Source organism: Terracoccus luteus (assembly GCF_003635045.1).
GTDB lineage: Bacteria > Actinomycetota > Actinomycetes > Actinomycetales > Dermatophilaceae > Terracoccus > Terracoccus luteus.
Genome location: NZ_RBXT01000001.1, coordinates 3519350 through 3541693, shown reverse-complemented (window position 1 = coordinate 3541693; position 22344 = coordinate 3519350). Strand labels below are relative to the sequence as shown.

Genomic DNA, 22344 nt, shown 5'->3' with positions numbered 1-22344 from the left:
GCGCCTAGTGTCCGCATCGACTGCGGCCGAGCCCGCGGAGCACGGGTGAGGGACGGGACCGAGCTGCTTTCGGTCCCGTCCCTCCAACCCCACCTACCCGGCCGGGCCCTGCCGGAGACGGTGGGGTGAGGGCTGCACCCAGCGCAGGCGCACCTCGTCGCCCGGCCGCAGGAAGGCCGCGGCGTCGAGGTCGTCGGGGTGGACGACGGCGACGACGGGGTAGCCGCCGGTGACCGGGTGGTCGCGCAGGAAGAGCACCGGCTCTCCGCCGGGGGGCAGCTGCACCGCCCCCGCCACGAGGCCCTCGGTCGGCAGCTCGACCCCCTCGACCGCGGGCGCCCGCCGCAGCGGCCCGCCCGCGAGCCGGAGGGCCACGCGGTTGGAGTCGGGCGAGACGCGCCAGACCACCGTCGGACCGGCGAGGGCGTCCGGGTCACCGAGCCAGTCGAGGCGCGGCCCCGGCAGCAGGCGCAGCGAGGCGTCCGCCGGCGCCGGCGCGACGACCGCGGCGTCGACCGTGGGGAACGTCGTCGGGGCCGGCCCGACGGGCAGGCGGTCGCCGCGGCCGACCGGCGGCGGGCCGACCCCCGACAGCACGTCGGTCGACCGCGACCCGAGCACCGGGTCGACGTCGATGCCGCCGCGCACGCAGACGTGGGTGCGCAGTCCCCGGGCGGGTGCGGCCAGCCGCAGCACCGACCCGTCGCGCAGCTCGAAGGGCGCGGCGTGCGGCGCCGGCCGTCCGTCGACGAGGGCCTGGGCCGCGGCCCCGGTGACGGCGACGGTGAGGTCCCCGACGGCGCGCACGACGAGTCCGCCGAGCAGCACCTCGAGGCCCGCCCGGTCCTCCGGCTGCCCGACGAGCCGGTTGCCGAGCCGGTGGGCGGCGCGGTCGAGGGCCCCCGACCCGCTCACCCCGAGCCGGGCCAGACCGGGGCGGCCGAGGTCCTGCACGAAGGTCAGCGGTCCCGGGTCGACGACCTCGAGGCCGAGGCGCGGGTCGGGGGCGTGGCGGTCCGCGGTGGTCGCGGTCGCACCCGGCGTCGGCCGGTCCTCGCGGGGGTCGCGGCCTACGCGGGCTCCGCGGGCCACGAAGCGCACGACGGTGCCGGGGGCGAGCAGGGCCGGCGGGTCGCGCTCGAGGTCCCACAACACGGCGTCGGTGCGCCCGACGAGCTGCCAGCCGCCCGGCGACGACCGCGGGTAGACACCGCTGAACTCCCCCGCCAGCCCGACCGACCCGGCTGGCACCGTCGGCCGGGGACGCGCCCGTCGTGGCACGCGCAGGCGCGGGTCGCCGCCGACGAGGTAGGCGAACCCGGGCGCGAAGCCGCCGAAGGCGACCCGCCACGGCGTCGCCTGGTGCGCCGCGACGACCTCGTCGACGGCCAGCCCGGTCGCGACCGCCACGTCCTGCAGGTCGGGGCCGTCGTAGACGACCTCGATCTCGACCGCCGCGTGGTCATGCCTCGTCACGACCGGCTCGCCCATGGTGGCCCCCATGCCTCCCGTGGCCAGCTCGAGCAGCGCCGACCGGATGCCGACGAGCGCACCGGTCGGCGGCGCCCCGTCACTGGTCCCCACCGTCACGAGCAGGGTGCGGGCACCGGGCACGACGTCGACGACGGTGTCCCACGGCGGGACCCGCTCGACGACGAGCGCCTGCACGCGGGCGTCGAGGGGGAGGACCTCGTCGATGTCGCCCAGCTCGACGAGCACGGCCCCGAGCCCCACGTCGAGCAGTCGCGGCGTCGCCCGACCCGTCGTCGAGGCGGACACGGGCTCAGCCCCGCGCGGAGGTCGCGAACGGCGCGACGAGCACCCCGGCATCCTCGAGGTGGCGACGCACCGACCGCGCGACCTCGACGGCGCCGGGGGTGTCGCCGTGGATGCAGACCGAGTCGGCGTGCACGGCCACCGCGCTGCCGTCGACCGCCTCGACGACGCCGTCGGTGACGAGGCGCACGACCCGCGTGGCGATGGCGTCGGCGTCGTGCAGCAGCGCACCGGGCTCGGAGCGGGGGACGAGGGTGCCGTCGGCGCGGTAGCCACGGTCGGCGAACGCCTCGGTGCGCGTGGGCAGCCCGGCCTCCTCGGCCAGGGCGAGCAGGCGGCTGCCCGGCAGGCCGAGCAGTGGCAGGCCGGGGTCGTAGGCCCGCACCGCGGCGACGACCGCCGCGGCCTGCCGCTCGTGGTGCACCACCGCGTTGTAGAGGGCGCCGTGCGGCTTGACGTACGCGACGCGGGTGGCGGTCACGCGACACATCGCCTCGAGGGCGCCGAGCTGGTAGAGCACGTCGGCCTCCAGGTCGTCGGGCGCGACATCGACGAAGCGCCGGCCGAAGCCGGCGAGGTCGCGGTAGCCGACCTGCGCCCCGACCGTCACCCCGCGCGCCGCGGCGGCGCGGCAGGTGCCCCGCAGCGTCGTCGGGTCGCCGGCGTGGAAGCCGCACGCGACGTTGGCGCTCGTGACGAGCTCGAGCAGCGCCTCGTCGTCACCGAGCCGCCACGCCCCGAACGACTCGCCGAGGTCGGCGTTGAGGTCGACGCGCATGCGGCCATCCTGCCCGACGGGCGCGTCGCCACGCCGGGTCTAGGCAGGCGGACCCCCGTGGAGGGTTCTCGTCACCCTGACGACGAAGACCCTCCACGGGCCCCGCTGGTAGGAATGAGGACGTGCCCGCGACCGACCCCACCGCCCGGCCGTGGCTCGACGCCGCGCTCCCCGTCGACACCCGGGTCGAGCTGCTGCTCGCGGTGATGACGACCGCCGAGAAGGTCGGGCAGCTGCACCAGGTCGCCAACCTCGACGCCGACGACCCCGACGACGTCGCGACCCTCGTCGCCGGCGGGGTCGGCTCGAGCCTCTACGCGTCCGGGGCGACCGCGGGCAACGAGCGTGACCCCGGGGTGCGCCGCGAGGCGGTCGAGGCGGCCCAGCGCGTCGCGCTCGAGCGCAGCCGCCTCGGCATCCCCGTGCTCGTCGCCCGTGACGTCGTGCACGGCCACCGCACCGTCTTCCCGATCCCCCTCGGCCTCGCCGCGTCCTTCGACGACGGGCTGGTCGAGCGTGCCGCGGCGGTGGCGGCCGGTGAGGCCGCAGCCGACGGCGTCCGCTGGACCTTCGCCCCGATGGTCGACCTGTCCGAGGACCCGCGATGGGGCCGCGTCGCCGAGTCGTTCGGCGAGTCGCCCGTGCTGTCGGGGCGGCTCGGGGCCGCCTTCGTGCGCGGGCTGCAGGGTCCGTCGGCGGACGACCTCGCGGATGCCGGTCGGCTCGCCGGGTGCGCCAAGCACTTCGTCGGCTACGGCCTCGCGGCGGGCGGCCGCGACTACGACACGGTGTCGGTCGGCGAGAACACCCTGCGCAACCTGCACCTGCGACCGTTCCGCGCCGCGGTCGACGCCGGGGTGGCCACGGTCATGGCCGGCTTCAACGACGTCGACGGCACGCCCATGCACGCCCACCCGCGGCTGCTGCGCGACGTGCTGCGCGGCGAGTGGGGCTTCGACGGCGTCGTCGTGGCCGACTGGCTGGGGGTCGCACAGCTCGTCGACCAGGGGGTGGCGGCCGATGCCCGGGAGGCCGCGGCGCTCGCGATCACGAGCGGCGTCGACGTCGACATGGTGAGCGGGGCGTACGCGGCCCACCTCGAGTCGCTCGTCGACGACGGCACTGTCGCGACGGAGGTGCTCGACGCGAGCGTGCGGCGGGTGCTGCGGCTCAAGCTGCGGCTCGGGCTCTTCGAGCGCCCCTACGCCGCGACCTCGTCGCCGTACCCGGCCACCTCGGAGCCGACGGACGCGACCCGCGCCGTGGCCCTGGAGGCGGCCCGCGCCGCCCACGTCGTCGTCAAGAACGACGGGGTGCTCCCCCTGCGCGCCGACGCCACCTCGTACCTGCTGACCGGCCCCTTCGTCGAGGAGGGTGAGGCCCTGCTCGGCACGTGGACCCTCGACGGTCGCGGTGACGACGTCGTCACCCCCTCGGCCGCGTTCCGGCACCGGCTCGGCATCGCCGACGACGCCACGGGAGAACGGCTGTGGGTCGACGACGGCCGCTTCGCCGACCGGGTACAGCAACGCGCCCGCCGGTGCGACGTCACGGTCGCCCTCGTCGGCGAGCACCCGTGGCGCTCGGGCGAGGCCAACTCCGTCACCGACCTCGGCCTGCCGCCCGGCCAGCTCGACGTGCTGCGCGCCCTGGCCGCCGTCGGTCGACCGCTCGTCGTCGTCGTGTACACGGGCCGACCGCTCGACCTCGGTGCGGTGCTCGAGCTCGCCGACGCCGTGACCGTCGTCTGGCATCCGGGCCTCGAGGCCGGGAACGCCCTGGCCTCGGTGCTGTTCGGTGACGTCGAGCCCAGCGGCCGGCTGCCCGTGACGTTCCCCCGCTCGGTGGGCCACGTGCCGACGAGCACGCACCAGCGACCGACGGGACGGCCGATCCCGGCCGCCCACGACCGCCGCGAGGGCCGCTACCTCGACGACCTGACGGGGCCGCGTCTGCCGTTCGGCTTCGGCCTGTCGTACACGAGCGTCACCTACGCCGCCCCGACCGTGTCGGCCGCGACCGCGCCGCTCGGCGGCTCGGTCTCCGTGCGGGTCGAGGTCCGCAACACCGGCGACCGACCCGCCCCCGAGCTCGTGCAGCTGTGGTTACGCGACCCCGTGGCGCAGGTGACCCGACCGGTCGCCGAGCTGCTCGACTGGCGTCGGGTGACGCTGCCTCCGGGCGGGAGCCGCGTCGTCGAGTTCGACGTCGGCACAGACGCGTTCACGTACGCGGGCCGGGACGGCACCGCGCGCGTCGACCGCGGCGAGGTCGTGCTGCTCACCGGCCCGCACGCCGGTGACCTCACGCCCGTCACGGTCACCGTCGTCTGAGACGACCCCTCGGGCCGGCGCGCGTGACCCTGGACGCCCGCCCCGCGCCGGGGCTAGCCTGCTGCCCGTCGCGACCCCGACGGCATCCGGCCGGGCGGGACGACACGTCGACCGTCCTCGTGAAGGAGTGGTCCGTGACCGCGTCCCCCGACCCCACCCGTCCCACCCACCCGCTGCTCGCCGTGCTCGACCGGCTGGGCGAGGTGCTCGACCGCCGCGGTGACGCCGTCGCCCTGCTCGGCCTCGGCTCCGTGGGCCGCGACCGGCACCGGCTCGACGAGCACTCCGACGCCGACTTCTTCGTCGTCGTCGACGACGGCTGCGTGTCGCGCTACCTCGCCGACACCGACTGGCTCGAGGCCGCCCACCCGGTGGCGTGGTCGTTCGCCCACACGCACGACGGCCGCAAGGTGCTGTTCGCCGACGGGCGCTTCGCCGAGTACGCGGTGTTCACGCTCGACGAGCTGCGCGGCATCCCCTACCCGCCGGCGCGCACGGTCTGGGCCCGCGCCGACGCCCCCGCCGACCTCGAGACGTCGCGCCTCGACCTGCCCGCCGCGCCCTCGCTCGGGCACCAGGTCGGGGAGGCCGTCACCAACCTCTACGTCGGCCTGCACCGCGACCTGCGCGGGGAGCGCCTCAGCGCGACCCGGTTCGTGCAGGTGTTCGCCGTCGACCGCCTGCTGACGGTGCTCGACCTCCTCGAGGTCGGCGACGGGCGCCCGCAGGACCTCTTCGCCGTGGAACGCGGCGCCGAGCGCCGTCTCGGCCGCGTGCTCGACCTGGCGCGGCTGAACCCGGGCGTCGACGACAACGCGGGAGCCGCGCTGCTCGTGCTCGAGACCCTCGAGCGGTACGCCGGCGTCGACCCCGCCCCGGCCGCCGCGGTGCGCGACCTCGCCGAGCGGGTGCGACGCCTGCGCCGCCCCTGACAACGCGGCGTCGACCCTCAGCCCAGGGCCGCGCGCTCGAGCGCGGCCACCGCCACCCCGACGTCGGGCTGGGCGGCCAGCTCGTCGGCCATCGCCTCGCACCGTCGCCGGAGGTCGGCAGCCGTGAGGGCTGCCTCGGCGACGGCGCTCACCTCCTCGACGGTGACGGCGGCGGCGTCGAGCGTGACCGCGACTCCCAGCTCTGCGGCGCGGCGGGCGTTGTGCGGTTGGTCCGCCCCCAGCGGGACCAGCACCGAGGGCAGGCCGTGGGCGAGCGCCGCCATGAGGCTGCCGGAGCCGCCGTGGGAGACGACGAGGTCGACGCCGGGCAGGAGATGCTCCTGAGGCACGAATCGCTCGACGCGCACGGTGGCCGGCTGCGGACCGAGGTCGGCGGGGTCGTTGCGCCGGCCGACCGTGACGACCACCTCGACGCCGAGGGCGGCCACGCCGGCGACGAGCCGCTCGAACAGGTCGCCCGAGGTGGTCGTGAAGATCGTGCCGAGAGTGACGTAGACCCGCGGCCGACCGGGGTCGCGCGCGGACGTGCCGGACCGGCCCGTCGCGGCCGAACGGTAGGACAGGACCGCCGGGAGTCGCAGCGGCGCGTCGGGGCTGCGGAACGACGGCGGCGCGTCGGAGAGCACGAGGCCCGAGGTGAGACCCGCCAGCTCCGGGTCCGGGGCCAGCCCGTGGTCGGCGCGCACCGCGTCGAGACGCGGCGCCACGAGCTCGGGACGAACGAGCAGCCCGGACGCGAGGACGAGGTGCGTGGCGACCGGCACGCCGGCAAGCTCCGCGGCCACGGTCGCGCCGAGGTCGGCCTCGTCGCGCAACACGAGGTCGGGGCGGAAGGCCTCGATGACGGCCGGCAGCGCGTCGGCCATGCGCCGCGCGCCGCGGTCGCCGAAGTTGCGGGCGAACTCGACCTCGGCCGCGTGCTCGTCGGCGACCTCGAGTGGCGTGCGGGGCACGTCCGGCCCCCGCCCGTGGTGGGCGGGTCGGCTCGTGCTGAAGGCCGTGAACCCGGCCGCCTCGATGTCGGGCACCAGCCCCCCCGAGCCGGCGACGGCGACGACGTGCCCGGCCTCCTGGACCGCTCGCGCGACGGGCAGCAGCGGCGCGAGGTGACCGAAGCCGCCGACGAAGGTGAGCAGCAGCCGCATCTACGCGGCGAGTCGCCAGGCGAGCACACCGAACAGGACGCCGAGCGCGTTGGTGGCCCAGTGCATCCCGACGCTCGCGAGCAGGCTGCCGCTGCGGCGGCGCAGCTCGCCCGCGACGAGGCCGCCGGCGGCGGTGAAGAGCACCGTCCCCGCGGTGACCGCCACTGGGGCGAGCGCCCCGAGCCCCGAGACGGCCGCCCCGACGGCGGCGTTGCCCGCCGAGCCGAGCGCCGGCAGCACGTGCCACAGGCCGAAGAGCACCGACGAGCCGACCAGCACCCAGCCGACTCGCGCGTGGCGGCTGAGCAGCCCCCACAGCACCGAGCGGAACGCGACCTCCTCGAGCAGCACCGTCCCGAGCGGGATGACGACGAAGGCCGTGAGCAAAGCGCCCGCGGGCGGCAGGTGGTAGCGCACGTCGAGAAAGGCGGTGCGGGTGGCCGGTAGCAGCACCCCGACGAGGTAGACGAGGCCCACGACCCCGACGACGCCGAGGCCCCAGCGCACGCCGGCCGCGTGGGTGCGCCGCGAGAGCCCGAGCTGCGCCCACGTCAGCCCCGTCCACCGGGCGAAGGCGAGCAGCCCCACCGCGCCGAGCGGACCGAGCCAGAGGGTGTCCCAGTGCAGCACGTGGTCGGCGACGTTGAGCCCGACGAGGGCGAGCACGACGAGCACCGTCGCGGTGACGTGACGGCGGGGGCGCAGCGGGCGCGGGGGGCGCACGGCATCCGTCGGTCTTTGTGTCAGGGCGTGGCTCGACATCGGACCGAGTGTGGCACGCGGGTCTGTGCGCGTCCTGTCAGTCGGTGGGGCCGGATGCCGGTGCGTGGCCCGGGCGCCACCGCGCGGTGTACACCGAGTTCGACGAGGTCGAGCCGGTGATCGGGTTGGCGAAGTCGACGACGACGCCCTCGACGTCGACGAACACCTCGGACAGCACCCCGACGAAGGCCGGGTCGGGCGGGTCGTCGGACCACAGGGCGAAGACGCCCTCGGGCCTCAGGTGCCCGGCGAGGGAGCGCAGGCCGTCCGGCGTGTAGAGGTCGGCGTGGCTGGGGTGCAGGTGGTGCTCGGGCGTGTGGTCGACGTCGAGCAGCACGACGTCGACGCCGGGCGGGCCGCCCCGCCGGGCCCAGGCGAAGAAGTCGCCGTGAACGAACGTCGTGCGCGGGTCGTCGGTCGCGGCGACCGTGTCGGGCAGCAGGTGCCGCTCGTGCCACGAGATGACCGGGGCGAGCGCCTCGATCACCCGGACCGACCGCACGCGGTCGCTCTCGAGAGCGGCGACGAGCGTGTACCCGAGGCCGAGCCCGCCGACGACGACGTCGAGGTCGGGGGCGTCGTGGATGCCGGTCGGCCCGGTCGGGCGGGCGGCCGCCAGCCCGAGGTGCGCGAGCTCGATCTCGGCGGCCGTGAAGAGGCTGGACATGAGGAACTCCTCGCCGAGCTTCACCTCGTAGATCTCGCGCCCGGTCGTCGGCTCACGCCGCCGGCGCAGCATGAGGTCGCCGAGGGGCGTGCTCTGCCAGTCGATCTCCTCCAGGCGACGGCTCACCGTCGACGCTCGACGAGTCCCTTGAGGTACTGCGCCTGACCGAGGTGCTTGGCCGCGTCGTCGACGACGGAGACGAGCCGCACCGCGACCGTGACGGGCGGGTCCCAGGCGTCGTCGACGACCCGCTCGTAGGCCGCGTCGTCGTCGAGCGTGCCGAGGTAGGTGACGGTCTCGTCGTGCACCGCCGCCGCGTAGGCGCCGAAGAGCGACGGGTCGCTCACCGTGAAGGCGGCCACGTCGGCATCCGACTGCCCGTAGCCGTGGGCGTCCGGCTCGTACGGCAGGGCGAAGCGCTCCGCCCAGCCACCGGACCGCCAGACCTGCTCGGCCCCGGCGAGGTCGGCGACCTGCGCGTCGTGCTGGCGGGTGAGGTGCCACAGCAGCCACGCGACGTGGTTCGACGCGGCGTCGGGACGCCAGAGCAGCTCGTCGACAGACAGGCCGTCGACGACGTCGGGCACCCCCTCGGCGATGCGGCCGAAGGCGTCTCGCAGCAGGTCACGGGCGGCGTCGGGGCTCTGGCTCATGCCCCCAGCATGTCACCGGCCGACCGCGGTCACTTGTTGCCGGGGCACCTTGTGACGGGCGCGGATCCCTTGTCACCACAGGGTGCCGAGCCGGAAGGTCGTCCCGAGGACGTCGACGGGCCGGTCAGCCGAACCGCACGAGGCCTCCCTCCCCCGGGAGGGTCCATGCACATCCCACGCAGGTCAGTGCAACTTCACGGAAGGAAGTTCATCATGTCCCTCGCAACGGTCTCCGACACCCTGTCGATCTCCGCCTACGAGAAGTCCACCGAGGCGGTCATGGCCGCCCGCACCCGCTTCGACAACGCGCTGGTGCGCTACGACGCCTGGTTCCTCGTCTTCGTCGCGGTCATTCTCGCCCTCGGCGCGGTGCTGCTGGCAGGCATGGCCGTCTGGTGCGTCGTCAAGAAGGGCAAGCGGTTCACCGGTCGCTGGTCGTTCCGCAACTTCGGCCTCAGCGTCTACTTCGAGTGCTCCTGACACCCGTAGGTCACTGACGGAAACCACGTCCTCGAGCCTGCGGCCGGTGCGCACCGCCGTCACGGTGCTGCTCCGGCCGCAGGCTCGCCGTCGTCACGGAAGGAAAACGACATGGCCATACTAGACGTCGCCGGTCTCCGGTACTCGTACGACGGCATCGCGACCGTGCTGCGGGACGTGAGCTTCTCCGTCCCCGCCGGCAGCATCGTCGGGCTCATCGGCCCCAACGGCTCCGGCAAGTCGACGCTCATCAAGACCGTGCTCGACCTGCTCAGCCTGCAGGCGGGCGTGGTCACGGTGGGAGGGCACGCCCACGGGTCGCCGGCAGCCACCGCGCAGGCGGCCTACCTCGCGAGCAACGACTACCTCCCCCAGTTCCTCACCGCGCGCGAGTACGTCCACACCCTCGGCCGTCTCTACGGTGTCCGCGTCGACGACGACGCCGCCCGTGACCTGTTCTCGCGCTTCTCGATGCAGGGTCGCTACGACGACCTCATCGAGGACTACTCGCACGGCATGCGCAAGAAGACGCAGCTCGTCTCGGCGCTGCTGCTGCGCCGGCCGCTCACCATCATCGACGAGACGCTCAACGGCATCGACCTCGAGGCGCTGCACCTGGCCGAGCAGCAGCTGCGCGGCCTGCGCGACGAGGGCCACGCGGTCCTGCTGTGCACCCACGACTTCTCGCTGCTCGAGCGCCTCGCCGAGCGCATCGTCTTCCTCGATCTCGGCGAGATCGTCGCCGAGGGCCCGACCGCCGAGCTCGTCGCCGAGCACGGCTCGCTCGCCGAGCTCGTGTTCGACCGTCTCGACTCGGAGACGAGGGCGTCGTGAGACCTCGCCACGCGCTCGTCATCGCCGGCATGCTGCTGCGCTTCTTCACCCGCAAGGTGCTGCGCCTCGGGGTGCTGCGCTCGAAGGCGGTCCGCGTGCTGGCCCTCGTGGCGATCGTTCTCGTCGGCGCCGCGGGCGTCGGTGGCGGCTACGTCTTCTTCAAGCCCATGCTGGCCGACGAGAGAGCCTGGGGCCTGCTCTTCGACATCGCGACGGTGTCCGTCGTGCTCTGGGCGATGATGGCCTTCCTGCTCGTCAAGGTGCTCTTCCTCAGCGCCGACGGGCTGCTCGACCTCAGCTTCCAGCTGCCGGTGACGAACCGCGAGCGCAGCTTCGCCTTCCTCCTCTACGAGGTGACGATGGCGACGGTCGTGTCGGCCGCCGGCTTCGCCTCGCTCATCGGCTCGGCGCTGCTCCTGCGGGGGCCCGAGGTGCTGCCCAGCCTCTTCCAGTCGGTCTTCGCGCCGATGCTGCTCACGTACGGGGCCCTCACGGTCGTGCACCTCGCCCTGAGCCGCCTGCTCGTCGCGGTACGGCTCGGCCGCCTGCGGGGCGTCGTGCTCGTGCTCGTCGTCTTCGGGCTGCTGCTCGCCTACTCGTCACGCCTCGTGCCCCTGAGCGCCCAGGTGTCCGACGACTACCTCGACGGGCGCACGTCGTGGGTCTGGGTGACGTCCCTGTCGTGGCTGAGCCGCACCCACGGGGGCTGGGTCACGACCCTCGCGGTGGTGGCCGCGCTCGTGGTGCTGGCCGCCCTCGCGGTGGCGCTGACCCCGAACGAGCACGTGCGTCACTCGCGCTTCGTCACGGTCCCGACGGGGCGTCGCCTCGGCGCACTGCTCAGCCCGTACGACCTGTGCCTCCTGCGCAGCACGCAGACGTGGCTCGGGCTGGCCGTCACCGTCGCCCTCTACGCCTTCCTGCTGCTGTCCGGGCTGGCCAGTCCCCTCTGGGCGCTGACCCTGCTCTCCATCGGCGGGCTCTACCAGTTCGCGGCCACCGCGCCGCTCCGCCTCATGACCGCCTACCGCCAGCCTCCCGGCCGGGTGTACACCCTGCTGCTGCGCGGGCAGCTCGGCCTCGTGGCGGCGGTCGCCGCCCCCGCCCTGCTGCTGCTGTGGGTGCTCTCTCCCGACGGCCTGGCCGACGCGCCCCTGGCGCTCGCCGGCGCTGCGGGCGGGGCGGTCGTCGCCATCTCCATCGGGGTCGTCTTCCCCGCGGAGAACGACAACCCGTTCTCGGTCTTCATCGGGCTCGCCGTCACGGCGGCTGTGCTCGGGATCATCGGGATCTCCCTCGGGGTGCTCCAGGCACCCCCCACCGTTCTGGGGGCGACCGTCGTGGCCGCCCTCGCCCTGCTCGTCTGGTACAGCGTCCAGGGCATCCGCATCGACGAGTCGAGGAGACGTCATGAAGAAGTCACTGCTGGTGGTCAACACAATCGTGGGGGCCGCCGTGCTCACGGTGGTCACGGCCGCTGCCACCCTGCTGTTCCTCATGCTGTCGACCGGTGAGGAGACCATCCGTCGGGAGGGTCTGTTCGGCGGCGTGTTCTTCCAGACCAGGGAGGTCCGACCCGGCGTCACCGGCGCCGAGATGGGCGTCGACAGCATCGCCGGCATCGTCGGGGTCTTCGCGATCTTCGTCGTGCTGATGCTCCTCGTGCAGCTCACCTTCCTCGTGCTCAAGCAGTACCGCGCCGGCCTCATCGCCGAACGTGCGCATGGCTGAGATCCGCGTCCTGCCGCGGGACGGGATGCCGTGGTGGGTCGTCCCGCTCGCCGTCCTGCGGCAGGTCCGTCCCCTGCTCGTGCTCCTGGCCGTGCTGCTGGCCGCGGCGGCGGCGTGGGCGGTGGCCACCGGTGACGCCGTGCCGCTGGGGGTGCTGGCCCAGCTCGCCGGCTTCGCGGTCGTCGGCGTCGTGGGGTCCTTCGCCCTGCACGAGAGCGCCCACGTCGTGGCACTGCGCCCGGGCCGGGGCATCACCCATGTCGGCCTCGAGCAGACGTGGCTGCGGCTGTCGGTCGTGCCCATCGGCCGGGCCGACGGTCGCACCGTCGTCGTCGCGGCCCTCGCCGGCCCGCTCGCGTGCGTCGCGGTGGGCGGCCTCGGCCTGCTCGTCGCGGCGGCGCTCTCCCCCGTGGTGGCGCTGCCCACCGCCTGGTGCTGGGCCTTCGTGGCCCACGTCGTCCTCCTGCTGCCCGTCTTCGGTGACGGGCGGGTGCTCGCCCGCGCCCTCCTCGCGTCCCCGGCCCCGGTGGGTCGCCCGACCTGATTAGGGTGGCCTCCACGGTGGATGCCGGTCGGCCGGCACCCGCACGGAGGGGCCGTCCGGGCGCCCTCCGTCCGCGGTCTCGGGAGGACGACGGATGGTAACCGGTGGCGACGGCGCACCCACGACGGAGCGGGGCGACCCGCCCCCGACCATGCCCGACGACGACGAGCTCGCCGCCTACGGGCACGTCGTCGGAACGGTCGCGTGGTCGCGCGAGACCCTCGCCGCCGCCCTCGGGCGCGAGGTGGGCGACGCCGACCTGCTCATCGAGCGGCTCGTGGACCGTCAGCTGCTGCGCGTCTCGCAGCAGGACGACACCCGGCTCGTCCCCGTCCCGCCCGTCGTGGGCCTGGGCCGGGTCGCCGGCCGGGCCGAGGACGACCTGCTCGAGCGCACCCGGTACGTCGGTCGCCTCAGGGCGCTGACGGCATCCCTCACCGAGAGCTTCGAGCGACAGCGGGCCGAAGGCGGTGCCAGCGACTACGAGGTGCTGCGCGGTCGGGACGCCGCCCTGGCTCGGGTCAGTGAGCTGCTGGGCGACGTCCGCGACGAGGTCTGCACGGTCATGACCTCGCCCCCGACCGACCGCGCCCTCCAGCAGGCGCGCAGCGGTGACCTGACCCTGCTCGAGCGCGGGGTGGTCGTGCGCGGGCTCTACCTCGAGAGCCACCGGCGACAGTCGCCCGCGCTGCGCGAGCACCTCTCGTGGCTCACCGGCCTCGGCGCGGAGGTGCGCGTGGCCGGCACGCTCCCGTCGCGGTTCATGCTCTTCGACCGCTCGGTCGCGGCAGTCTCGATCCAGTCCGACGACGCCGCTCCCGGCGCCGTCATCGTGCGGACCGACGGCCTGGTGACCCTGCTCGTGTCGCTCTTCGACCTCGTCTGGCAGGGCGCCGTGCCGGCCGTCGGGAGCGGGACCGGACGGCGGCAGGCGACCGACGACCTCGAGCTCGACGAGCTCGAGCAGACCGTCATCCGGCTCATGGCGACCGGCGCGAAGGACCTCAGCGTCAGCCGCGCGACGGGGCTGTCGGTGCGCTCGGTGCGCCGGGTCATCGCCTCCCTCAGCGAGCGGCTGGGGGCCGAGAGCCGCTTCGAGCTCGGCGTCAGGTGTCGCGACCTCGACCTGTGCTGAGACCGGCACCCGACCGGGTGGTGGGTTGGTCCGTGGGCCGGGTGTCGTGCTCGTCGGTGGCCCGGCTGTCGGTGAGCGACAGCGCGCCCCACGTGGCCACGGCGCCGACGAGCACGGCGAGGACGGTGAAGACGACCCGCTCACCGGCGAAGAAGCGGGCGACGAGGTCGGCCCCCCACGTGCCGGCCGGCAGGGTCGTCGTGACGAGGACGGCGACGAGGGTGCCGACGACCGCGGTGCCGACGCTCGTGCCGACCTCCTGGGCGGTGTCGTTGAGCGCCGCGCCGATCGAGGTGCGGTTGGCAGGCATCGCCTCGACGAGCGCGACCGCACAGATGGTCATGACGGTGCGCAGGCCGACGGTCATGACGACCATCGAGGCGGCGATGGCGGGGTAGCCGTGCTCGACGCCCCAGGCGAGCCCGACGAGCGAGAGCGTGAGCAGACCGGCCCCGACGAGGCAGGCGACCCGGTGGCCCAGGCGCGCGACCAGCCGCTCCGAGAGCGGGGTCGCGAGCACCATCGTGGCGATCATCGGCAGGTTGGCCAGACCGGCGCGCACGGGGCTCCAGCCGTAGGCGTACTGGAAGTGGAGGATGAGCGCGAACATGACGCCGGCCATGGCGATCGACGTGCCGGCCTGGGCCACGGCGGCGCCGCGCACCGTGCCGCGGCGCAGCAGGGACAGGTCGAGCATCGGGGCGTCGGAGCGTAACTCGTGGCGCACGAAGGCGGTGACGGCAGCGGTCGCGCCGACGACGCAGCCCACGGTCGGCAGGGACAGCCAGCCGTGCTCGACGCCGCTCGTCAGGGCGTAGCAGCCGAGGCCGATGGCGGCGATGCTCAGGGCGGCGCCCGGGAGGTCGAGCCGGTCGTGGGTCAGGCCCTCGGGCCGGTCGGCCGGCACCCCGAGCCGCACGCCGACCCATGCGACGAGCGCGATGGGGGCGTTGACGAGCAGGAGCCACTCCCAGCGCACGTGGGCGAGGGCGGTGCCGCCGAGCAGGGGCCCGAGGACGAAGCCCGACATGCCGACGACGATCATCACCGTCAGGGCCCGCAGGCGCAGGGCCTGGTCGTCGAAGAGCCGGAAGACGAGCGAGTTCGTGATGGGGGCCATGGCGGCCGCGGTCACCCCGAGCAGGGCGCGGAGGGCGACGAGCTCACCGGTCGTCGTCACGGCGGCGACCGCGAGGCTGATGAGGCCGAAGGTGGCGAGGCCGACGAGCAGCACCCGTCGGCGGCCGATGCGGTCGGCGGCCGAACCGGCGGTGAGCAGCAGCCCGCCGAAGGTGAGCGAGTACGCGCCCGTGACCCACTGGAGGGCGGTGGTGTCGCTGCCGAGGTCGCGGCCGATGGTCGGCAGGGCGATCGTCAGGAGCGTGTTGTCGACCATCTCGACGAAGAAGGCGATACAGAGGGCGGCGAGCGGGACCCAGGCCGCGCGTAGGGACGGGTAGGTGTGACCGGTCGCGGTGGTCGGGCCGCTGGTCGTGACGGGGGCCGATGGCTGGGTGGTCATGGCGCCCTCCTTTCTCGAACGTCGTTCGATTGTCGAACGCTGTTCGATAGTAGAACGGCGTTCGACGATTGACAACCCGCCGCCTCGGGTGTGGTCCCATGGGGTCGTGCCCCCCGCCCGCAGAACCGGTCCGGAGCCCCGACGCACCCCCGGGGCCGACGTGCGTGGCCCACGGCGGCGCACCTCGCACTCCCTCGAGTCGGTGCTCACCGAGGCCGTCGCACTGCTCGACGAGGCGGGCGAGCCGGCCCTGACCTTCCGGGCCCTCGCCGCGCGCCTCGGCGGTGGGGTGGCGAGCATCTACTGGTACGTCTCGAGCAAGGACGAGCTGCTCGACCGGGCCGCGGACCACGTCCTCGCCGACGTGCTCACCGCCCTCGACGGGGTGGGCGAGGTGGGTGGTGACCCGATCGACGACGCCCGCACCATCGGCGTCACCCTCTTCGACCACATCGTCGACCGACCGTGGCTCGGTGCCTACTTCCTGCGCGACACCGGGGTGCAGCCGAACTCGATGCGCCTCTACGAGCTCATCGGCCAGCAGGTCCTACGGCTGCACCTGACCCCGCAGCAGTCCTTCCACGCCGTCTCGGCCGTCGTCGGCTTCGTCGTGGGCACCGCCGCCGACATGGGGCAGGTGCCGCCCGAGGAGGTGTCGTCGGGGCAGATGGACCGCGAGGAGTACCTCGCCGCCGCGGTCGAGGGGTGGCGGTCCCTCGACCCCGCCGAGTACCCCTTCGTGCACCACGTCATCGACCAGTTCGCGACCCACGACGACGCGGAGCAGTTCCGGGCCGGTCTCGACCTGCTGCTCGCCGGCCTGCGGCTGCAGGCCGACGGTCAGTAGCGCAGCCAGGGCCGCAGCGGGGGCTGCTCGCCGAGACCCGGTCGGCGACCGTCGCAGACCCCGGTCGCGAAGACGGCACGCAGCCGCTGCTGCTGCTCGGCGGTGAAGGCCACCGGGTAGTCGCGCGGGTCGAACGCGGTGCGCCGGCACGCCAGCGCGGTGAGGGTGAGGTCGCCCCCGGCCGCCAACCGGGGGTTCGCCGCGACCGGGAAGAGCGCGCCGCAGCGACCCGAGGCGGGGTAGGTCAGCGTCTCGGTGATGCGCTGGGTCGGGCCGAGGTAGCAGCCGTCACCGAGGTCGGCCGGCTTGGCCGCCAGCACCTGGCGAAGGGTCGGCCGGTCGGCCGCCGGCCGGTCGAGCCGGGTCAGCCAGCGGTCCATCGCGTCGAGCTGGTACGCGGCGGCCGCACCGGCGGTGGCCGGGTCGGGGCTGGTCTCGATGATGACCTGGTTGGCCGCGGTGCCGTTCGCGCGCAGCAGGCGCGCGCGCATGACGTACGACCACTCGGTCGTGTGGATGTCGGCGAACCCGCTCGAGAGCAGGTCGAGGTCGGTGCGCTGGTCGATGACCGGCGTCGTGCGCAGCCCCTGCGACGCGCTGTTGACGAGGTCGTCGCGGTAGACCGCGGCGAGCGCCTTCGGGTCGGCCGCCGTGCGGGCGACCGACGGCCGGCCGGCGACGTCGAGCCCGCCGACCCGCTCGTTGAGGTCGACGAACTGCTCGGGCGTGATCGCGCCGGACGCGAGCGCGGTGAGCCCGTACTGCACCCCCCGGTTGTCGAGGGGGCTGCGCACGAAACCGGTGCGCGGGTCGCGCCCGATCTGGTTGACGAGCTGTTCGAGGAAGCTGCACCGGACGCCGTCGGGGTTGGTGACCGGGTCCCAGCGCGCCGCGACCGGGACGGCCGGGTCGCAGCTGTCGGTGGCCGTGGCGCGGCTGGCGAAGGTGGCGTCCCACGACGCGCACGAGCTGAAGGAGCGGAAGCCCGACACCGCGGTGCGCTGCGCGTCGGTGAAGGTGCCCGCCTCCCCCGCCCCGGCGTCGAAGTAGCGCTTGAGCAGCCGGCAGTCGCTGACGACGCCGATGACCGAGACGGGGTCGGGGAAGGAGATGCCGGGGATGATCCCGTCGAGGATGCCGGGGTAGGCGTCGGCGATCGTGTACTGCTGGATGGCGCCGCCCGACCCGCCCCACCCGATGGTGTGGCGCACCGGCCCGTACGTCTCGACGACGTGCTCCTTGACCATCATCGCGGCCTCGGCGGAGATGACCGCACTGCAGTTCGTGTCGAGCACGTTGAGGGTCGAGCTGGCGACGGCGTAGCCCTGCGAGAGGAAGAGGTCGTCGAGTACCCCACCGGTGTAGGCGCCCTGGTGGTAGCCGGCGTTGCAGCCCCCGCCGAAGGTGTAGACGAGCCGCTCGTTCCACGACCGGTCGGGCCGCGTCGGGCTGGGGTCGCGCCCGTCGTAGAGGGCGGCCAGCTCGTAGACCGCGCGGTCGATGGTGCCGCGCTCGACCCGCACGACGTAGGGCACCCGGCGCCCGTCCACGAGCGCGGTGGCGAGGTCGTCGGGGCGCGACGTCGGGTCGTCCAGCGGCGCGAACTGCCCTGCGGTGGTGCGGTACTGGTAGGTGACGACGGTCGGCGCCGAGCACAGCGGCTGCACCGCCGGGGCCAGCCCGAAGGCGGTGGTCTGGCAGTAGAACGGCTTCTGCTGCGGCCCGGAGAAGACCGGACCGGTGCGCGGGTGGTTGACGACGTCGACGGATGCCGTCGTGGCCGGGTCGTCGGCGAGACGCGCGGTGACGCGGGTCGACCCGAGCGGCAGACCGGTGACGAGGCCGAGCAGGGACCCGTCGGGCTGCGCGACGAAGCGGGGTCGGACGTTGCGCCCGCCCGCGTCGACGCGGACGTCGGCCGGGGCGACGTCCGTCGGTGGGGTCACCCGCAGCAGGACGTCGCCGCCGCTGACGAGCTGCGGCCGCGGGTTGCTCACGGACACGATCGCGAGCCGGCCGGCATCCGACCCCTCGTCGGGTGACCCCGGCGCAGCCCCCGCGGGACCGGGTGAGCCGACCACCCCCACCGCGAGCGCGAGGACCGTGGCGGCGAGCGCCGCGAGGCGTGAGCGGGTGCCGGGCAGCCTGCGTGTCATTGCGAACCTCGTCCTCGAGTGCGACCGCGCCACCGACCTGTCGTCAGGGTGACGGTGCAGGTCTACCACCGCGCACCCACGGCGGCGAGGCGAGATCCACAGGGGCACAATCGGGGCCATGTCCTACGACGTCGAGACCGTCCGATCCCACTTCCCGTCGCTGCGCTCCGGCGTGGCCCACTTCGACGGTCCCGGGGGCTCGCAGACGCCGGCGCCGGTGGCCGAGGCGGTGGCCGCGACGATGACCTCGTCGATCTCGAACCGGGGGCGCGTGACCGCCGCGGAACGGCGCGCCGACGACATCGTCACCGGCGCGCGCGCCGCCATGGCCGACCTGCTCGGCGCCGACCCGCGCGGCATCGTCTTCGGACGCTCGGCGACCGACCTCACCTTCCACCTCGCGCGCACGCTCTCGTCCGCGTGGGGGCCCGGCGACGAGGTCGTCGTCAGCCGCCTCGACCACGACGCCAACGTGCGCCCGTGGGTGCTCGCCGCCGACGCGGTCGGCGCGACGGTGCGCTGGGTCGACTTCGACCCCGCCACGGGCGAGCTGGGTCCGGATGCCGTGCGCGACGTCGTGCACGAGCGCACCCGTCTCGTCGCGGTGACCGCGGCGAGCAACCTCATCGGGACGCGCCCCGACGTCCGGGCCGTCGCCGACGTCGTGCACGCCGTCGGGGCGATGCTCTGGGTCGACGGCGTGCACGCGACGGCCCACGTCGGCACCGACCTCGTCGCGAGCGGGGCCGACTTCTGGGTGTGCTCGCCGTACAAGTTCCTCGGCCCGCACCTCGGGGTGCTGGCCGCCGACCCGGCGCTGCTCGAGACGCTGCGCCCGGCCAAGCTCGTGCCGTCGTCCGACGCCGTGCCGGAGCGCTTCGAGCTCGGGACCCTGCCGTACGAGCTGCTCGCGGGCACGACCGCCGCCGTCGACTTCCTCGCCGGCCTGGCCGGTGACGCCGAGGGTGGCCGTCGCGAGCGCCTCGTTGCCGCCTACGAGCGCATCGAGCAGCACGAGGCGGGCCTGCTGGCGCGGCTCGAGTCGCGGCTCGCCCGGGTGCCGGGGCTGACGGTGTGGAGCCGCGCCGCCCGGCGCACGCCCACCCTGCTGCTCACCGTCGAGGGCCGGGACCCCCAGGACCTGCGGGCCGCTCTCGCCGAGCGCGACATCAGCGCCCCGGCCGGCCACTTCTACGCGTGGGAGTGCAGCCACCACCTCGGCCTGGGCACGACCGGCGGGGTGCGGGTGGGGCTGGCCGCATACACGGACGAGGCGGACGTCGACCGGCTCGCCGACGCCCTCGACGAGCTGTGCGGGGCCTCCTGAGCAGCAGTTGCTGCCACGACCACTACTGCCCGACGGCGGTCGTTGACCCCGCCCCGGCGTGGACCCGAGAGTCGGACCGGGCCCACGTCGGGTGGCGCCCCCGGTACGGGAGGCGGACGCATGGGTGGCGACACCGAGGGGACGGCCGGGACGCAGGCGCAGGCCGCGGACGAGCAGCCGGTGGTCCGGCTGCGTGACTGCGTCGTCGCCGGCCCGGCCGGCACCGTCGGCCCGTTCGACCTCGACGTCGCCGCCGGGACGGTGCACGTCCTCTTCGGCCCGGTGCGTGCCGACGCGACCGCCGTGCTCGACGCGGTCTCGGGGCGGCACCCCCCGCTGGGCGGCGAGGTGGGCCTCGCCCTGCCCGTCGTCGTGCTGGGTCAGGGCGGCGCCCACGGCGCCGAGGGACTGGCCGCCGCACTCGGGGACCACCCCGCGGTCGTCGTGCTCGCCGACGACCCCACCCGGATGCTGGGCCCCGAGGCCCGTGACGCCCTCGCCGCCGCGCTCCGCTCCGCGGTCGGCGCCGGCTCCGCGGTGCTCGTCGCGACCGACCAGCTGCGCTGGGCGGCGACGGCGAGCGACGTCGTGACGTTCGTGCGCGACGGGCGGCTCTGGGGCACCGGGGACGCCGCCACCACGCTGCGCCGACCGGACGACGGCGGTGACGGGCTCCGTGCGGTGGCGAGCGCCCTGGTCGACACCCAGCCCCCCGGCATCCACCTGGCAGGTCTGCCCGACGGCGACCACACCGCGGGCTGAGGGGCCGCCCGGCGGCGGACACGCGAGGAGGGGGCCGCCCCGAGCGACCCCCTCCTGCCCTGCCTCAGCGCTGGTGCGCCCGTGCCGGTCGAGGCCGGCGGCGGGTCACCAGCACTCGATGCACGGCTTGTGCGAATTGGGGCGGTCGTGCTGACCCGCCTGAGCCGCGCCCGGTACGGCCAGAAGCCCCAGGACCGCCACCACCACTGCAACCGTGATCTTGCGCATGTCGTTCTCCCCTGTTTCGCCGGCCACCCGGACGGGCGGCCGCTGCCCTGTGCTGACTGCGTGAGGGAGGTTCTCGCTCCCTCACCCGAGGCGGTGGGCCCCGTCCCGGCACACAGTGGCAGAGGGCCTGGCGTGGGCACAGGCAAAAGGTGACGTGGCAACAAGTGGCCGCGAGCGGCTGTCGGCCGTCTCTGGTGTCATGGGGCGGTGACACCGCGACCGCCCGTGACCCCCCTCCCCGCCGGCCCCGGGCAGGAGTCGGTGTGGGACTACCCCCGGCCCCCGGCCCTCGACGAGAGCGACGAGCTCGTCGAGATCCGTTTCGGCGGCGTGCTCGTCGCCTCGAGCCGGGCGACCGTGCGCGTGCTCGAGACGAGCCACCCGCCGACCTACTACCTACCGCTGGAGGCCTTCTCGGACGGCGTGCTCGTCCCGGTCGACGGCTCGAGCGTGTGCGAGTGGAAGGGGCGGGCCGCCTACTTCGACGTCGTCGCCGGCGGCCGCCGGGCGGCGCGGGCCGCGTGGCGCTACCCCGAGCCGGTGGCGGCGTACGCCCGGCTGCGCGACATGGTGGCGGTCATGCCGGGCGAGATGGACGTGTGCACCGTCGACGGCGAGGTCGTGCGGCCCCAGGAGGGCGGCTTCTACGGTGGCTGGGTGACCGACCGGGTGGTCGGGCCGTTCAAGGGCGGGCCGGGCTCCTGGGGCTGGTGACCCGACCGGGCGGTCGGGTCACCAGCGTCGTCACTCGTCGTCACTCGTCGTCACTCGCTGACGGAGATGACGACCTTGCCGCGCACGTGCCCGGTGGCGCTCTCGGTGAAGGCGTCGGCCGTCCGCTCCAGCGGGAACACCGACGCGACCGGGACGGTCAGCTTGCCCTCGTCGACGAGCGCACCGAGCGCGGCGAGGTCGTCGGCGTCGGGGCGGACCCACATGTAGAGGCCACCGCTCTGCTGCACCTCGCCCTCGACGACGGAGCCGTGGCGGCCACCCTCGGCCAGCACGGCCGTGGTGACGTCGAGCACCCCGCCCACGAAGTCGGTGACGACGTCGACGCCGTCGGGAGCGAGCTCGCGGACGCGGTCGGCGAGGCCCTCGCCGTAGGTCACGGGCTCGACGCCGAGGTCGCGCAGGACGTCGTGGTTGCGCTCGGAGGCGGTGCCGATGACGCGGGCGCCGAGCGCCTTGGCGATCTGCACGGCGAGAATGCCGACGCCGCCGGCGGCCGCGTGGACGAGGACAGTGTCGCCGGACTTCGTGCCCAGACGCGTGAGCAGCTGGTAGGCGGTGAGGCCGGCGAGCGGGAGCCCGGCTGCCTGGTGCCAGTCGAGGGCGGCGGGCTTCTTGGCGACCGTGCGGACGGGAGCGGCGACGAGCTCGGCGTAGCTGCCGCCCTTGACCCAGTCCTTGCGGGCGTAGGCCATGACCTCGTCGCCCACCTCGAACTCGGGGGTGTCGAGACCGACCTGCTCGACGACGCCCGACACGTCCCAGCCGGGGATGGCGGGGAGGTCGACGTTCATCAGCGGGTCGAGGTAGCCGGCGACGATCTTCCAGTCGACCGGGTTGACCGATGCGCTGCGTACCCGGATCAGCACCTCGCCGGGACCGACCTTGGGGTCGGGGACCTCGGTCAGGGACAGGACGCTCGGGTCGCCGTACTCGGCGTAGCTGATGGCCTTCATGGTCGGGACAACGACGGGGCAAG

General features: G+C 74.6%; 21 protein-coding genes. 12 read left to right on the top strand and 9 right to left on the bottom strand.

Annotation, left to right across the window (positions count from 1 at the left end; all coding sequences use genetic code 11):
- Nucleotides 1-93 precede the first annotated feature (93 nt).
- Entirely contained in the window at nt 94-1779 is a 1686-nt protein-coding gene (locus tag DFJ68_RS15960; RefSeq protein ID WP_245963699.1) for a 5-oxoprolinase subunit B/C family protein, read from the bottom strand.
- Nucleotides 1780-1783: 4 nt separating this feature from the next.
- Nucleotides 1784-2554 carry a LamB/YcsF family protein gene (locus DFJ68_RS15955; protein WP_121034577.1) on the bottom strand — a complete coding sequence of 257 codons (771 nt, stop codon included), beginning with the start codon at nt 2552-2554 and terminating at the stop codon, nt 1784-1786.
- Nucleotides 2555-2676: 122 nt separating this feature from the next.
- Here DFJ68_RS15955 and DFJ68_RS15950 point away from each other — a divergent pair, with 122 nt between their 5' ends.
- Nucleotides 2677-4887, top strand: a complete 2211-nt coding sequence (locus tag DFJ68_RS15950; protein WP_121034576.1) for a glycoside hydrolase family 3 N-terminal domain-containing protein — start codon at nt 2677-2679, stop codon at nt 4885-4887.
- A 134-nt stretch (nt 4888-5021) separates the two neighbouring features.
- Nucleotides 5022-5819 carry a hypothetical protein gene (locus DFJ68_RS15945; protein ID WP_121035452.1) on the top strand — a complete coding sequence of 266 codons (798 nt, stop codon included), beginning with the start codon at nt 5022-5024 and terminating at the stop codon, nt 5817-5819.
- Nucleotides 5820-5836: 17 nt separating this feature from the next.
- Here the strand turns inward: DFJ68_RS15945 and DFJ68_RS15940 are convergent, their stop codons facing one another.
- The 4 genes from DFJ68_RS15940 to DFJ68_RS15925 are packed head-to-tail and all read right to left on the bottom strand — an operon-like array spanning nt 5837 to nt 9067.
- A complete protein-coding gene (locus tag DFJ68_RS15940) occupies nt 5837-6985 on the bottom strand; it encodes a glycosyltransferase (protein WP_121034575.1) in 1149 nt (382 codons plus the stop codon).
- The gene (locus tag DFJ68_RS15935; RefSeq protein WP_121034574.1) at nt 6986-7747 is read right to left on the bottom strand and encodes a CPBP family intramembrane glutamic endopeptidase; all 762 of its coding nucleotides are present in this window, start codon (nt 7745-7747) and stop codon (nt 6986-6988) included.
- Between the two features lie 37 nt (nt 7748-7784).
- Nucleotides 7785-8540 carry a polyamine aminopropyltransferase gene (locus tag DFJ68_RS15930; protein WP_121034573.1) on the bottom strand — a complete coding sequence of 252 codons (756 nt, stop codon included), beginning with the start codon at nt 8538-8540 and terminating at the stop codon, nt 7785-7787.
- Nucleotides 8537-9067 carry a mycothiol transferase gene (locus tag DFJ68_RS15925; RefSeq protein WP_121034572.1) on the bottom strand — a complete coding sequence of 177 codons (531 nt, stop codon included), beginning with the start codon at nt 9065-9067 and terminating at the stop codon, nt 8537-8539. The genes DFJ68_RS15930 and DFJ68_RS15925 overlap by 4 nt, the downstream gene beginning before the upstream one ends.
- A 213-nt stretch (nt 9068-9280) precedes the next feature.
- Here DFJ68_RS15925 and DFJ68_RS15920 point away from each other — a divergent pair, with 213 nt between their 5' ends.
- The 6 genes from DFJ68_RS15920 (at nt 9281) to DFJ68_RS15900 (ending at nt 13791) form a co-directional block, all read left to right on the top strand.
- Nucleotides 9281-9547, top strand: a complete 267-nt coding sequence (locus tag DFJ68_RS15920) for a hypothetical protein (protein WP_211333395.1) — start codon at nt 9281-9283, stop codon at nt 9545-9547.
- Between the two features lie 111 nt (nt 9548-9658).
- A complete protein-coding gene (locus DFJ68_RS15915; RefSeq protein WP_121034571.1) occupies nt 9659-10381 on the top strand; it encodes an ATP-binding cassette domain-containing protein in 723 nt (240 codons plus the stop codon).
- Nucleotides 10378-11895 (top strand): hypothetical protein, encoded by a 1518-nt coding sequence (locus DFJ68_RS18155; RefSeq protein ID WP_147431619.1) that lies wholly within the window; start codon nt 10378-10380, stop codon nt 11893-11895. The genes DFJ68_RS15915 and DFJ68_RS18155 overlap by 4 nt, the downstream gene beginning before the upstream one ends.
- Complete coding sequence (locus tag DFJ68_RS15910; protein ID WP_170165795.1) at nt 11837-12112, top strand: hypothetical protein; 276 nt, start codon at nt 11837-11839, stop codon at nt 12110-12112. The genes DFJ68_RS18155 and DFJ68_RS15910 overlap by 59 nt, the downstream gene beginning before the upstream one ends.
- The gene (locus tag DFJ68_RS15905; protein ID WP_147431617.1) at nt 12105-12656 is read left to right on the top strand and encodes a hypothetical protein; all 552 of its coding nucleotides are present in this window, start codon (nt 12105-12107) and stop codon (nt 12654-12656) included. The genes DFJ68_RS15910 and DFJ68_RS15905 overlap by 8 nt, the downstream gene beginning before the upstream one ends.
- A 151-nt stretch (nt 12657-12807) precedes the next feature.
- On the top strand, nt 12808-13791 hold the full coding sequence (locus DFJ68_RS15900) for a hypothetical protein (protein ID WP_147431616.1): 984 nt from the start codon (nt 12808-12810) through the stop codon (nt 13789-13791).
- On the opposite strand, the gene DFJ68_RS15895 is transcribed toward DFJ68_RS15900, so the two are convergent.
- Nucleotides 13763-15313 carry an MFS transporter gene (locus tag DFJ68_RS15895; RefSeq protein ID WP_121034567.1) on the bottom strand — a complete coding sequence of 517 codons (1551 nt, stop codon included), beginning with the start codon at nt 15311-15313 and terminating at the stop codon, nt 13763-13765. The genes DFJ68_RS15900 and DFJ68_RS15895 overlap by 29 nt on opposite strands.
- Before the next feature lie 160 nt (nt 15314-15473).
- Here DFJ68_RS15895 and DFJ68_RS15890 point away from each other — a divergent pair, with 160 nt between their 5' ends.
- The gene (locus tag DFJ68_RS15890) at nt 15474-16160 is read left to right on the top strand and encodes a TetR/AcrR family transcriptional regulator (protein ID WP_245963698.1); all 687 of its coding nucleotides are present in this window, start codon (nt 15474-15476) and stop codon (nt 16158-16160) included.
- Here the strand turns inward: DFJ68_RS15890 and DFJ68_RS15885 are convergent.
- The gene (locus DFJ68_RS15885; RefSeq protein ID WP_121034566.1) at nt 16154-18316 is read right to left on the bottom strand and encodes a DUF6351 family protein; all 2163 of its coding nucleotides are present in this window, start codon (nt 18314-18316) and stop codon (nt 16154-16156) included. The genes DFJ68_RS15890 and DFJ68_RS15885 overlap by 7 nt on opposite strands.
- Nucleotides 18317-18434: 118 nt before the next feature.
- On the opposite strand from DFJ68_RS15885, the gene DFJ68_RS15880 reads away from it, so the two are divergent.
- The 3 genes from DFJ68_RS15880 (at nt 18435) to DFJ68_RS15870 (ending at nt 21347) form a co-directional block, all read left to right on the top strand.
- A complete protein-coding gene (locus DFJ68_RS15880; protein WP_121034565.1) occupies nt 18435-19643 on the top strand; it encodes a cysteine desulfurase-like protein in 1209 nt (402 codons plus the stop codon).
- Nucleotides 19644-19763: 120 nt separating this feature from the next.
- Nucleotides 19764-20405: a hypothetical protein gene (locus DFJ68_RS15875; protein WP_121034564.1), complete on the top strand. Its 642-nt coding sequence runs from the start codon at nt 19764-19766 to the stop codon at nt 20403-20405.
- 453 nt (nt 20406-20858) lie between these two features.
- Nucleotides 20859-21347, top strand: a complete 489-nt coding sequence (locus DFJ68_RS15870; protein ID WP_245963697.1) for a DUF427 domain-containing protein — start codon at nt 20859-20861, stop codon at nt 21345-21347.
- Between the two features lie 50 nt (nt 21348-21397).
- Here DFJ68_RS15870 and DFJ68_RS15865 read toward each other — a convergent pair whose 3' ends face one another.
- Nucleotides 21398-22321, bottom strand: coding sequence for an NADP-dependent oxidoreductase (locus tag DFJ68_RS15865; protein WP_121034562.1), 924 nt, complete (start codon nt 22319-22321; stop codon nt 21398-21400).
- Nucleotides 22322-22344 lie beyond the last annotated feature (23 nt).

What these genes read in the sequence shown, in the direction of transcription:
- DFJ68_RS15955 (WP_121034577.1), bottom strand. Translation starts at nt 2,554, where the DNA reads ATGCGCGTCGACCTCAACGCCGACCTCGGCGAGTCGTTCGGGGCGTGG.
- DFJ68_RS15940 (WP_121034575.1), bottom strand. Translation starts at nt 6,985, where the DNA reads ATGCGGCTGCTGCTCACCTTCGTCGGCGGCTTCGGTCACCTCGCGCCG.
- DFJ68_RS15935 (WP_121034574.1), bottom strand. Translation starts at nt 7,747, where the DNA reads ATGTCGAGCCACGCCCTGACACAAAGACCGACGGATGCCGTGCGCCCC.
- DFJ68_RS15925 (WP_121034572.1), bottom strand. Translation starts at nt 9,067, where the DNA reads ATGAGCCAGAGCCCCGACGCCGCCCGTGACCTGCTGCGAGACGCCTTC.
- DFJ68_RS15920 (WP_211333395.1), top strand. Translation starts at nt 9,281, where the DNA reads ATGTCCCTCGCAACGGTCTCCGACACCCTGTCGATCTCCGCCTACGAG.
- DFJ68_RS15915 (WP_121034571.1), top strand. Translation starts at nt 9,659, where the DNA reads ATGGCCATACTAGACGTCGCCGGTCTCCGGTACTCGTACGACGGCATC.
- DFJ68_RS15905 (WP_147431617.1), top strand. Translation starts at nt 12,105, where the DNA reads ATGGCTGAGATCCGCGTCCTGCCGCGGGACGGGATGCCGTGGTGGGTC.
- DFJ68_RS15900 (WP_147431616.1), top strand. Translation starts at nt 12,808, where the DNA reads ATGCCCGACGACGACGAGCTCGCCGCCTACGGGCACGTCGTCGGAACG.
- DFJ68_RS15895 (WP_121034567.1), bottom strand. Translation starts at nt 15,313, where the DNA reads ATGACCACCCAGCCATCGGCCCCCGTCACGACCAGCGGCCCGACCACC.
- DFJ68_RS15885 (WP_121034566.1), bottom strand. Translation starts at nt 18,316, where the DNA reads ATGACACGCAGGCTGCCCGGCACCCGCTCACGCCTCGCGGCGCTCGCC.
- DFJ68_RS15880 (WP_121034565.1), top strand. Translation starts at nt 18,435, where the DNA reads ATGTCCTACGACGTCGAGACCGTCCGATCCCACTTCCCGTCGCTGCGC.
- DFJ68_RS15875 (WP_121034564.1), top strand. Translation starts at nt 19,764, where the DNA reads ATGGGTGGCGACACCGAGGGGACGGCCGGGACGCAGGCGCAGGCCGCG.
- DFJ68_RS15865 (WP_121034562.1), bottom strand. Translation starts at nt 22,321, where the DNA reads ATGAAGGCCATCAGCTACGCCGAGTACGGCGACCCGAGCGTCCTGTCC.